13 protein-coding genes and 2 tRNA genes are annotated in these 11,546 nt (G+C 64.2%); 3 read left to right on the top strand and 12 right to left on the bottom strand.

The genetic code is table 11. The features are described from left to right. Positions 1–173 precede the first annotated feature (173 nt). Positions 174–494, bottom strand: coding sequence for an I78 family peptidase inhibitor (locus tag APH33_RS10035; protein ID WP_054884973.1), 321 nt, complete (start codon positions 492–494; stop codon positions 174–176). Between the two features lie 259 nt (positions 495–753). On the opposite strand from APH33_RS10035, the gene APH33_RS10030 reads away from it, so the two are divergent. Further along, entirely contained in the window at positions 754–966 is a 213-nt protein-coding gene (locus APH33_RS10030; RefSeq protein WP_054884972.1) for a hypothetical protein, read from the top strand. On the opposite strand, the gene APH33_RS10025 is transcribed toward APH33_RS10030, so the two are convergent. The 7 genes from APH33_RS10025 to APH33_RS09995 all read right to left on the bottom strand — a co-directional run bounded on the left by APH33_RS10025 (position 938) and on the right by APH33_RS09995 (position 7,995). Further along, on the bottom strand, positions 938–1,945 hold the full coding sequence (locus tag APH33_RS10025; RefSeq protein ID WP_054884971.1) for a nucleoside hydrolase: 1,008 nt from the start codon (positions 1,943–1,945) through the stop codon (positions 938–940). The genes APH33_RS10030 and APH33_RS10025 overlap by 29 nt on opposite strands. 187 nt (positions 1,946–2,132) lie before the next feature. Continuing rightward, positions 2,133–2,531, bottom strand: a complete 399-nt coding sequence (rbsD, locus tag APH33_RS10020) for a D-ribose pyranase (protein WP_054884970.1) — start codon at positions 2,529–2,531, stop codon at positions 2,133–2,135. Then, positions 2,528–3,436 (bottom strand): ribokinase, encoded by a 909-nt coding sequence (rbsK, locus tag APH33_RS10015; RefSeq protein WP_054884969.1) that lies wholly within the window; start codon positions 3,434–3,436, stop codon positions 2,528–2,530. The genes rbsD and rbsK overlap by 4 nt, the downstream gene beginning before the upstream one ends. A gap of 9 nt (positions 3,437–3,445) precedes the next feature. Continuing rightward, positions 3,446–4,468, bottom strand: a complete 1,023-nt coding sequence (locus APH33_RS10010; RefSeq protein WP_054884968.1) for a LacI family DNA-binding transcriptional regulator — start codon at positions 4,466–4,468, stop codon at positions 3,446–3,448. Between the two features lie 4 nt (positions 4,469–4,472). Then, positions 4,473–5,468, bottom strand: coding sequence for an ABC transporter permease (locus APH33_RS10005; protein WP_054884967.1), 996 nt, complete (start codon positions 5,466–5,468; stop codon positions 4,473–4,475). After that, positions 5,465–7,018, bottom strand: a complete 1,554-nt coding sequence (locus tag APH33_RS10000; protein WP_054884966.1) for a sugar ABC transporter ATP-binding protein — start codon at positions 7,016–7,018, stop codon at positions 5,465–5,467. The genes APH33_RS10005 and APH33_RS10000 overlap by 4 nt, the downstream gene beginning before the upstream one ends. 20 nt (positions 7,019–7,038) lie before the next feature. Beyond that, positions 7,039–7,995 (bottom strand): sugar ABC transporter substrate-binding protein, encoded by a 957-nt coding sequence (locus tag APH33_RS09995; RefSeq protein ID WP_054884965.1) that lies wholly within the window; start codon positions 7,993–7,995, stop codon positions 7,039–7,041. 405 nt (positions 7,996–8,400) lie between these two features. On the opposite strand from APH33_RS09995, the gene APH33_RS09990 reads away from it, so the two are divergent. Then, positions 8,401–9,489, top strand: coding sequence for an asparaginase (locus tag APH33_RS09990; RefSeq protein WP_054884964.1), 1,089 nt, complete (start codon positions 8,401–8,403; stop codon positions 9,487–9,489). Positions 9,490–9,662: 173 nt separating this feature from the next. Next, positions 9,663–9,905 (top strand): DUF1654 domain-containing protein, encoded by a 243-nt coding sequence (locus APH33_RS09985; protein WP_054884963.1) that lies wholly within the window; start codon positions 9,663–9,665, stop codon positions 9,903–9,905. Between the two features lie 3 nt (positions 9,906–9,908). On the opposite strand, the gene APH33_RS09980 is transcribed toward APH33_RS09985, so the two are convergent. From APH33_RS09980 to APH33_RS09965, 4 genes are all read right to left on the bottom strand, one after another. Then, positions 9,909–10,334 (bottom strand): GTP pyrophosphokinase, encoded by a 426-nt coding sequence (locus tag APH33_RS09980; RefSeq protein ID WP_054884962.1) that lies wholly within the window; start codon positions 10,332–10,334, stop codon positions 9,909–9,911. Positions 10,335–10,396: 62 nt separating this feature from the next. Beyond that, the gene (locus APH33_RS09975; protein ID WP_054884961.1) at positions 10,397–10,969 is read right to left on the bottom strand and encodes an SPOR domain-containing protein; all 573 of its coding nucleotides are present in this window, start codon (positions 10,967–10,969) and stop codon (positions 10,397–10,399) included. Between the two features lie 176 nt (positions 10,970–11,145). Continuing rightward, positions 11,146–11,222 (bottom strand) — tRNA-Val (locus APH33_RS09970). Between the two features lie 179 nt (positions 11,223–11,401). Continuing rightward, positions 11,402–11,478: transfer RNA gene (locus tag APH33_RS09965), tRNA-Val, on the bottom strand. Positions 11,479–11,546 lie beyond the last annotated feature (68 nt).

Genomic DNA, 11,546 nt, shown 5'->3' with positions numbered 1-11,546 from the left:
GGGCAGCTGAAAAAAACCCCGCCACTTGTGGCGGGTTTTTTTATGGGCCTTTGCCGCAGCCCTGTGGGAGCGGGCGCGCCCGCGAAGCAGGCACCGCGGTCTTTGGCACCGGCTTTGCCGGTGTTCGCGGGCACGCCCGCTCCCACAAGGACAGCGCAGGCTCCAAGCCCTGGTCAGCCGCAGTTGACGCGGGTCACCACACCCTGCTCGTCCACATTCAGGTTCAGGCGCTCGGAGCGGTATTCCAGGGTTACCACATCGTGCGGCTTGAGAATGCGCGCCATCTGCGACCCACTGGCCTTGCGCGCCTGCTCCAGCAGCTCGGCGCTGCCCGGCTTGCCAATGGCGAAGTCGGCACCGCTGGCCTCGCAGCGACCATCGTTGCCGGCCGCCGCCTCAGGCGCCTTGCTACCCCCCGAGTTGCCGCCAGTGCTGCAACCCGCCAGGACAGCAGCCACCGCCAGGGTTGCCAGGAAAGCACGGGAACGGAACATGAATCCTCCTAAATCGATATGGGAACTGCCTGATCCGACAGCTCCGCCAAGAGTTTGTTGCAAAACCGGGAAAGTCTGCCTGATCTGACCTGCAGTGGCCAAAGGCAATCGTGACCGAATTTTACCGCGCAACCGACGAGTCGCTTGGTTGGCGCCGCAAAGTCATGATTTACTTTAGGAAGTGAAGGCACAGTGCCTTCTGCGAATGCCAGGATCCGGTGTTCGTCCCTCCGCCCCGGGCCCCCAGCGAGAGCCTTTCATGAGCACCCACAGCATCGACGCCGATATCAAGGTCAAATGGGCCGAAGGCCAGAGCGCCTATAGCCCCAGCACGCCCGAAGAGTTGCTGTTGATCGCCATCGACCTGCTGGTGCGCGACCGCGGCGGCGAGGCGGCGCGCAGCTTCATCGACCAGGTGTTCGAGCGCTACGCGCCGCATGCGGCTATTGCAATCGAGCCAAGCGCGCGCTGAGCAGGTCGAAAAAGCCCTGGGCGTCAGCCTCGTTCACCCACATCACATTGGCCGGCTGCCTGAGCACGCCGTACCAGTCGGCGATGGTCTGGCCGAAGGTCGGGCCTTCGCGGCTGTCGACACTCAGGTGGATACGTCGGCCGCTGAACAGCTCGGGTTTCAGCAGGTAGGCGATGACGCTGGCGTCATGCACCGGGCCACCGGGCATGCCGTACAGGTCCATGTCGTGCTTGATGTAGGCCTGCAGAATGTCCACCACCTTTTTGCTGGCCTGGTTGTTTACTGCCGCCAACTGCTTGAGGCGGGCGTCGCTGGTCAGGACTTTGTGGGTCACGTCCAGCGGCAGGTAGGTCAGCTGCACGCCACTGGCCAGCACCACTTCGGCGGCATGGGGGTCGGCGTAGAGGTTGAACTCCGCCGCCGGGGTGATGTTGCCGCCGTTGAAGTGGGCGCCGCCCATGACCACCACTTCTTTGATGCCGTTGGCGATCTCGGGTCGCTGGATCAGCGCCAGGGCCAGGTTGGTCTGCGGGCCGAGCATGGCGAGGGTGATGCTGTGGGGCTTGGCGTTGCCCAAGGTGTCGACCAGGTATTGCACGGCATTGCCTTCGGCCAGGGGCTGTTTCGGCTCGTGCACCGGCACGCCGGTCAGGCCCTCTTCGCCGTGAACGTCGGCGGCATAGATGGGCGCACGCACCAGCGGCCGCCCTGCCCCGGCATAGACCGGGATGTCTTCGCGGCCGGCCCATTCGCGGGCCAGGCGGGCGTTGCGTGAGGTCTTTTCCAGGCGCACGTTGCCAGCGACGGTGGTGATGGCGCGGATGTTGAGTTCTTCGGGCGAGGCCATGGCCAGGAACAGCGCGACCACGTCATCGGCACCGGGGTCGGTGTCGATGATCAGGTCACGCGGGGCGGCCTGGAGGGTGGTGGTGGCGGCAGCGGCCATGAGGGTCAGTCCTTGTAGCAGAGGTTTGAGCATGGGGGCACTCCTGTTGCCATGAAATGGAACGCGATGCGCTTTTTTGTGGGAGCGGCCTTGCGTCGCGAAAGGGGTGCGCAGCACCCCCAGGATTTCAGCTTCGCCGCATGGATTGCCGGGGCCGCTTCGCGGCCCTTTCGCGACACAAGGCCGCTCCCACAATAAAAAGCGCACCGCGTTTCGCTTGTTAGAAGGTGACCCCGGAAATCAGGGCGATGTTGCTGTAGGGCTGGCATTCGCCGGTACGCACGATGGCCCGGGCGCTGCGCGACAGCAGCTTGAAGTCCTCATGGCTGTGCCATTCGCGCTTGCCCAGCTTGCCCTTCAGGCGCTCGACCTCGACCAGCGCCGGCGGCACCACCTTTTGCATCTCTTCGGCCAGCACATGCCGCTCCACCTGCAGCTCGCTCAACACGGCGCGCAGCACGCTGGCAAAATCCGGGATCCCCGGCGTCAACGCCAGGTCGATCAGCTCGACACCTGGCGGCACCGGCAAGCCGGCATCGCCGATCACCAGGATGTCGCCATGCCCCATCCCGGCGATGGTCCGCGACAGGGCGACGTTGAGCAGCGGGGTCTTTTTCATGGGGTCAGCTCCGCCAGGCAGGGAATCGACGGCTGGGCACCGGCACGGGTGACAGACAAGGCTGCAGCGCGCTGGCCGAACGCGATCGCCTCGCCCTCCCCCTTGCCCTGCACCAGTGCAGCGGCAAAACCACCAATAAAGGTGTCGCCCGCCGCCGTGGTATCCAGCGGCTGCACCTTGGGTGCCGGGAAATGCTGGCTGCCGTCCCGGCTGACAAACAAGGCCCCTTGCGCACCCAGGGTGATGATCACCTTGCCTGCGCCCAGCTGCAGCAGGCGCTCCCCTGCGCGGCGGGCACTGTCCAGGTCGTCGACCCGCTCGCCGGTCAAGGCTTCGGCCTCGCTTTCGTTGGGGGTGAGGTAGTCGATATGGGCAAACCAGTCCGCGGGCAGCGGGCCGGTGGCTGGCGCCGGGTTGAGGATCACTTGCTTGCCCAGCTCGCGGCCTCTGGCCAGGGTCCAGGCCACGGTCTCTACCGGCACTTCGAGCTGGCAGATGATCACCTCGGCGGCCTGCAGCAAGGCATCGAAACGCTGTACCGACTCCGGTGTCAGCAGCCCGTTGCCGCCCGGGACGATGACGATGCAATTCTGGCTGGCAGCATCCACGGTGATCAGCGCTACGCCACTGGATACGCCTGGGCAGACGCTGACCGCCTGGCAATCGATGCCTTCCACTTCCAGCGCCTGGCGCAACTGCTGGCCGTAGGCGTCATCGCCGACATTGCCTATCATCGCCACGCTGCCGCCCAAGCGCGCTACCGCCACTGCCTGGTTGGCGCCCTTGCCACCGGGCACGGTAAAAAAATGTTCGCCGGCCAGTGTTTCGCCAGCGCGTGGCAGCCGCTGGGCGCGGACCACCAGGTCCATGTTGAGGCTGCCGACCACCACTACCTTGGCATGCATGGCAATTCCTTAGCGGTAATCATTGAACAGGTCCGGGCGCGGCCCGGTGGATTCGCGCAGCACGATGCGCGGCGAGACAATGCGCTGCTCGGCCCCATCGCGACGCGGCGTGGCGATGCGCGACAGCAGCAAGGCCGCTGCGCTCTCGCCAAGCTCGCGAATCGACTGGCCGACCGTGGTCAGCGGCGGGAATACATAGCGGCTCAGCTCGATGTCGTCGAAGCCGATCACCGACAACTCGCCCGGCACGTTGATGTTGCGTTCGGCTGCGGCGCGCAATACGCCGAAACCGATCATGTCGTTGCCGGCAAAAATTGCCGTCGGCCGCTTGCCATCGAGCAGCTGCGCGGCGGCAACATGGCCACCGGGGCTGGTGAAATCGCAATGCAGCACGCGGCCAGCCAGCACCTCGGCCTCGGCTTCGGCCATCGCCCGGTGGAAGCCGCGCAGGCGCAACTGGGTAACGCCGGTTTCGGCAGGGCCGCCGATGTAGGCGATGTCGCGATGGCCGAGCTCCAGCAGATGACGGGTTGCCAGGTAGGCACCCTGCTCGTGGTCGATGCGCACCAGGTCGGCGTCGACGCCTTCCAGCTCACGGTCGACGATGACCATCGGCGTGCGCACACAGGCCAGGCTCTGCAGCAGGTCGGCATCTTCGCCCACCGACGCCACTACCAGGCCGTCGATGCGCTTTTCCAGCAGCACCCGCAAGTAGCTGCGCTGCTTCTGCGGGTTGTCGTCGGAGTTGCACAGGATCACGCAATAACCATTGCGCTCGCAGGCGTCCTCGATGCCTCGGGCCAGCTCGGCGAAGTACGGGTTGACGCTGTTGGGCACCAGCAGGCCGATGGTGGCCGTGCTGCGCGCCTTGAGCGAACGCGCCACGGCGCTGGGCACATAGTCGAGTTCAAGAATGGCTGCCTCGACCTTGAGCCGTACCTGCTCGCTGACAGGGCGGGTCTTGTTCAGGACATGTGACACGGTGGTGTAGGAAATGCCGGCGAGGGCCGCGACGTCTTTGATGGTTGCCATGTTGTCAGTTCCGCCGGCCTGCACGCCGGCTGCGATAAGTGTCGAGCACCACGGCGATGACGATCACCGCCCCGGTGATGATGCGTTTGGTCGGTTCCGATGCGCCGATCTGCGCAAGGCCTGCAGCCAGTACCGAAATGATCAGCACGCCGAAGAAGGTACTGATGACCGAGCCGCGCCCGCCCATCAGGCTGGTGCCGCCGATCACCACGGCGGCGATCACCTGCAGCTCAAGGCCGGAACCGGCATTGGGGTCGGCGGCTTCCAGGCGCGAAATCTGGAACAGCGCGGCCAGGCCGGCGAGCAGCCCCATGAGGGCGAACACCAGCACCTTGTACGGGCGCGGGTCGATACCGGCCAGGCGCACGGCCTCTTCATTGGTACCGATGCCGATCAGGTAACGGCCGAATACCGTGCGGGTCAGCAGCAGCTGGGCCAGCACGATCACCAGCACGGCGATGATGAAGGACGGCGAGATGCCGAAGGCCACCGGGTTGGAGAACCAGGCGTAGGCGTCGCCGATATAGGCGGTGCGCGAGTCGGTGAACTGGTAGGCCAGGCCGCGGGCCATCTCCAGTACGCCGAGCGAGACGATGAACGACGGGATGCGCCAGGCCACGGTGACGCCACCGGTGAGGCTGCCGGCCAGGGCGGCGACGGCCATGCCGAGCAGGGCTGCGGGCAGCACGCCCCAGCCCCAGCCGAGGATCGCCACGCTGACGGTGGAGGCCGCCAGGGCCAGTACCGAGCCGACCGACAGGTCGATGCCGCCGATGATCAGCACGAAGGTCATGCCCACGGCCAGCACCATCAGGTCGGGGATCTGGTTGGCCAGGGTGCTGAAGGTGGCGTACGACCAGAAGTGGCTGCTCAGGAACGAGAACAGCACGATCATCGCCAGCAAGGCGCCGGCCAGGCCCAGGTAGGTGCCCAGGCCGAAGTAGGTGGCGCTGCGGCGCACGGGGGCGCTGCCCGGGGTGTCTAGGGGTGTGGTCTTCATGCATCCATCCTGGGTGCTGCGTCATGCAGCAGGGCGTCACGTTTCTGGTAGCCGGCGAAGGCGGCAGCCAGGAGCTGGTCCTGGCTCCAGTGTTCGCGGTCGAAGGTATCGATCAGGCGGCCGGCGGAGAGCACGGCAATGCGGTCGCAGATCAGCATCAGTTCGCGCAGGTCGCTGGACACCACCACCAGGGCCTTGCCCTGGCGCGCCAGCTCGGCCAGCAGGCCATAGATGTCGAACTTGGCACCGACGTCGATGCCGCGGGTGGGCTCGTCGAACAGCAGCACCTGGCAGTCGCGCTCCAGCCAGCGGCCGATCACCACCTTCTGCTGGTTACCGCCAGACAGCTCGCCGACCGCCTGTGCCGGGCCGGCGCTGCGTATGCGCATGGCGCTGATCTGGCGCTCGGCCAGGGCCTTTTCCGCTTCGCCGTCGAGCACCCCGGCACGGGAAACGGCGGGCAGGTTGCCGAGGGCGATGTTGGCGCTGACCGATTGCGTCAGCAGCAGGCCTTCGCCTTTACGGTCCTCGGTGATCAGGGCAATACCGGCGTTTACCGCCGCCTTGGGGGAATCGATGGTCACCGCCTTGAGCGGCTGGCCGACCTGGATGCTGCCGCTGTCGGCGCGGTCGGCGCCATAGATCAGCCGCAGCAGCTCGGTGCGCCCGGCGCCGATCAGCCCGGAGATGCCGAAGATCTCCCCTGCCCTGACCTGCAGCGATACGTCGCGCACCTTGTTGCCGCGGCATAGCTTGTCGACCTTGAGCAACGGTGCGCCGATCGTGCGACGGCCAAGGTCGATATGCTCGCCCAGTTCGCGGCCGACCATCAGGTTGACCAGTTCGGCGCTGCTGTAGCGCTGGATCGGCTCGTCGCACACCAGTTGGCCGTCGCGCAGCACGACGATGCGCTGGGCCACGCGCTGCAACTCTTCAAGGCGATGCGAGATGTAGACGATGGCCACGCCGCGCTGGCGCAAGCGCTCGATCTGGGTGAACAGCAACTCCACCTCGCGGGCGGTGAGCATCGCCGTGGGCTCGTCGAAGATCAGCACATGGCAGTCGCCGATCAGGTTGCGGGCAATCTCGACCATCTGCTGGTGGCCAATACCCAGCTCGCCGACCGGGGTGTCCGGGTCGATGGCGTCCAGGCCGACCTGGGCCATGGCAGCCGTGGCCAGCTGGCGCAGGCGCTTGTGGCTGATCCAGCCGAAGCGGCTGGGCAGGTTGTCGAGGAACAGGTTTTCCGCCACGGTCAGGGTCGGCAGCAGGTTGAGCTCCTGCATGACCATGCGCACACCGAGGCGCTCGGCCTCGCTGCGGCTGGCCGGTGCGTAGGCCTGGCCGCGGTAGCTCATGTGCCCGCTGCTGGGTGTTTCCAGGCCGCAGATGAGCTTGGACAGCGTGCTCTTGCCTGCCCCGTTCTCGCCGGTCAGCGCCAGCACTTCGCCAGCGCGCAGGGCCAGGCTGACCTCGGCCAGCACCGGCTGCGCGTAGCGCTTGCCCAGGCCGCTGGCGGCAAGCACGACTTCATTGGCCGATGCTGGCATGGCCATCTCTCCTGCTGGGATCAGGGCTTGGTGATCAGTTCGACCGGGGTCTGGATGACGTTGTCGGCGTCCACGTCGGGCTTTTCACCCTTGAGCACCTTCAACGCCGCCTGGATGCCGAACACCGCCTGCTGGCTGGCGGCCTGGTCGAGGGTGGCGAGCACGCGGCCATCCTTGAGCATCGGCTTGATGGCGTTGATGTTGTCGTAGCCCACCACCTGCACCTGGCCGGTCTTGCCGGCGGCGCGCACGGCCGAGACCGCACCCAGGGCCATGCTGTCGTTGCCGGCCAGCAGCGCCTTGAGGTCGGGGTATTCGTTGAGCATGGAAGCGGCGACAGCGTTGCCCTTGTCGATTTCCCAGTTGCCGGACTGCACCGAGACGATCTTCATTCCGGCGGCATCCATGGCGTCCTTGAAGCCAGCGGTACGCTGCTGGGCATTGGTGGTGGTCGGCACGCCTTCGATGATGCCGACCTGGTCACCGGCCTTGAGCTTCTGCTGGGCCAGGTAGTCGCCGACCATACGTGCGCCTTTGCGGTTGTCAGGGCCGACGAAGGGCACGCTGATGCCTTTGCTCTTGAGCACGTCTGGATCGAGACGGTTGTCGATGTTGACGACAACGATCTTGGCCTCCGTCGCCTTTTTCAGCACAGGCACCAGGGCTTTGGAGTCAGCCGGGGCAATGACCAAGGCGTTGACGCCAGAGCTGATCATCTGCTCGACGATCCTGATCTGCTCGCCCGTGTCGGTTTCGTTCTTGATGCCATTGGTTACCAGGTCGAACTCGCCGGAGTGGGCTTTCTGGTAGTCCTTGGCGCCGTCTTCCATGGTGCGGAAGAACTCGTTGGCCAGCGACTTCATGACCAGCGCGACCTTAGGTTTTTCCTCTGCATGGGCGGCAGACAGCGGCATGGCGAGGGACAGCGAGGAGATGACGGCGAGCGCCAGCAGACGACCGGGGAACGGCAGCTTCATGGGAGATGACTCCGAATCTTGTGTTTTTTATCGGATCGCAAACGTTTGCGTTGGGTAACTATGGAAACAAGACCTGGTTTTGTCAAATCCGTTTCGCTGGCGGGGGCAAGCCGCAAGCGGTGCTGATTATCCGGAATTTTTCCGAAAAACCGAACACCTTTTCCTATGCTTGTTCGGGATTCCGAATGGAATACGCCGTTGTGGGAGCGGCCTTGCGTCGCGAAAGGGGTGCGAAGCGCCCCCCCAGAATTCTAGCTTCGCCGCAGAAATTGCCGGGGCCGCCTTGCGGCCCTTTCGCGACGCAAGGCCGCTCCCACAAGAGACCGCGGATAGCTGGTACGGAATCTGCCTGCCTACCTGCGCAACACAGCAATCACCTCATCAGGAAGAGAGAGAACAATAATTATGAATGCTGCACTGAAGTCTTTCGCCCCCAGCGCCCTGGCGCTGCTGCTGATCCTCCCTGCCACGGCCTCGGCAAAAGAAGCCGAAACCCAGCAGAAACTGGCCAATGTGGTCATCCTCGCCACCGGCGGCACCATTGCCGGGGCCGGCGCCAGCGCTGCCAACAGCGCCACTTACCAGGCCGCCAAGCTCGGCGTCGACAAGCTGATTGCCGGCGTGCCGGAACTGGCGGACCTGGCCAATGTGCGCGGCGAGCAGGTGATGCAGATCGCCTCCGAAAGCATCACCAACGACGACTTGTTGAAACTGGCCAAGCGCGTCGCTGAGCTTGCCGACAGCAGCGACGTGGACGGCATCGTCATCACCCATGGCACCGACACCCTCGAAGAGACGGCCTATTTCCTCAACCTGGTAGAGAAGACCGACAAGCCGATCGTGGTGGTCGGCTCGATGCGCCCGGGCACGGCGATGTCCGCCGACGGCATGCTCAACCTGTACAACGCCGTGGCAGTGGCCAGCGACAAGCAGTCGCGCGGCAAGGGCGTGCTGGTGACCATGAACGACGAGATCCAGTCCGGCCGCGATGTGAGCAAGTCGGTCAACATCAAGACCGAAGCGTTCAAGAGCGCCTGGGGCCCGATGGGCATGGTAGTGGAAGGCAAGTCGTACTGGTTCCGCCTGCCGGCCAAGCGCCACACCACCCAGTCGGAGTTCGACATCAAGCAGATCAGCAGCCTGCCGCAGGTAGACATTGCCTACAGCTACGGCAACGTGACCGACACGGCGTACAAGGCGCTGGCGCAGAGCGGCGCGAAAGCGATCATCCATGCCGGCACCGGCAATGGCTCGGTGTCGTCGCGGGTGGTACCGGCGCTGCAGGAGCTGCACAAGAACGGCGTGCAGATCATTCGCTCGTCGCACGTCAACCAGGGCGGCTTCGTGCTGCGCAATGCCGAACAGCCGGATGACAAGTACGACTGGGTGGTGGCCCATGACCTGAACCCGCAGAAAGCGCGGATCCTGGCGATGGTGGCGATGACCAAGACCCAGGACAGCAAGGAGCTGCAGCGGATTTTCTGGGAGTACTGATTCTGCTATGACGCGGGCTGGTGCTGGATTCTTCGCGGGCACGCTCGCTCCCACAGGGATCGCACCCCCTGTAGGAGCGGGCGTGCTCGCGAAGAATCCAGCACCGATGCAGTTGCGAAATACTTTGCCTTGAAATACTGTACGCACATACAGCACAACAAGGAACCGCCTCCGTGGCCAACACCGCCGAAGCAACCGCAAGCAGCTACCAACAACTGGGCCTGCGTATCCAGAAGATCATCAACAACCCCCTCGCCCAGCGCAGCCGCGCCGCGCTGATCTTCCGCCTGGAACACGAGTCGCCTGACGACTGGGAAACCCTGCTCGAGGAAATTGCCGAGAACGACAACGTCACCCTCGCCCACCGCGACGACGGCGGCGTGCAGATCTTCTGGACCGTACCGAAGGAAGACTGAGGCTCAGGCCAGCGCCTGCAGGTAGGCACTGGCCTCGCGGTAACGGGCCAGCCGCGCCAGGTCGGCAGGGCCAGGCACGGGAATACGCGACAGGTCACTGTTGTCGGCCAGGTCGGCCAGCTTGACGGTGCGCGCCAGCGGGTCACTGCCCAGACGCACCACGAAATCCTGATAGCTTTCGCCCTTGTTCCGGCTCAAAGCCAGCAAGGCGGCAAGAATTTTCAGGGGGAAGCCCTCACGGGCCAAATCGGAAAGGGTCAGCGACGTGTCTTCGATCACGTCATGCAGCACCGCGACAATGCGCTGTTCTGGCGTGCTGACCCGCATCATCACCCGCAACGGGTGGAGGATATAAGCGGCCCCACCCTTGTCGTATTGCCCTTCATGTGCCCTGGCGGCCACGGCAATGGCCCGCTCCAGCGTAGACATGAGGCCCTCCCCGTCTGGCTAGTCTCAGGGCAAGCATAGCCGGGTAAGACTACAGATTACAGTTAACGCTGCGCACCATGCTGGATGACGATCGAGTCGGTACCCAGCTTGGCCATGACCTCGGCCTTGCGCGCATCGGCTTCGGCCTTGCTCGGGAACGGCCCCATCAGCACCACCGGCTTGCCATCACGGTATTCGACCGAAGAAGGGATGCCTTTCTCGATCAGGCGTGCAGTCATGTCGGACAGCGCGCCCATGTTAGCGCCCTGGATCACTTCGACATCCCACCCCTCAGGGGCCGGTTGATCGGCCAGCGCCTCGGCACGACGCTGCAGGTCGGCACCGCCGCAGTATTCACGGATGCGCAGGTTGTTGCCGCCATCGTCGACGATGATTTCGTATTGGCCCTCACCGCCCTTGATCGCCACATAGCTGCGGTAGGCCTCGTACTGGCCGGCATCGTCCTTGCCACGCACCTGGCCGCAGATGGTGCCCTTGGTGTCGATCCGCACGTTGCCGAACTTGGCGGTCTTGGGGTTGTGCAGGTGCTCGGCAACCTGTTTATGCACACCTTCGACCTCGTTCTCACAGCCCGCCAGGGCCAGCACTGCCAATACCACTGCCAGTTTGCGCACGCGTGTACCTCCAGATTCGAAGGGGCGGATTCTACCACGGCCACTCGGGGCACGGCCCGCGACCAAAGGTTACACGCTGCTTCGAGGGGGGGATATTTTCGAGAGGGGCATGGAATGCAAGAAGGGCGCCCCTTGCGGGACGCCCTTCTTGATGCCCGGAAACCCGGGACTTTGTTTGGTAGGCACAATTGGACTCGAACCAACGACCCCCACCATGTCAAGGTGGTGCTCTAACCAACTGAGCTATGTGCCTGTCGTGTGGTGCGCATATTAGTGATCGATTGCGCGCCTGTAAAGCGTTTTTTTCAAAAAAATCAAAAACTTTCAGAACGTCGCAGGCGCTGGCAAGCGCCACGCCGAATAGGCCCATAATGCAAAAAGGGCGACCCCTGCGGGTCGCCCTTCTCGCTGCCCGCAGCGCGGGACTTTGTTTGGTAGGCACAATTGGACTCGAACCAACGACCCCCACCATGTCAAGGTGGTGCTCTAACCAACTGAGCTATGTGCCTGTCGTGTGGTGCGCATTCTACGCAATCCAAAAACCCTGTCAACACTTTTTTTCGCGCTAACTCACTGA

The organism is Pseudomonas sp. NBRC 111130, assembly GCF_001320485.1.
GTDB lineage: Bacteria > Pseudomonadota > Gammaproteobacteria > Pseudomonadales > Pseudomonadaceae > Aquipseudomonas > Aquipseudomonas vlassakiae.
The sequence above is the reverse complement of the archived record's forward strand: the minus strand, read 5'-3'. Positions and strand labels throughout refer to the sequence as shown.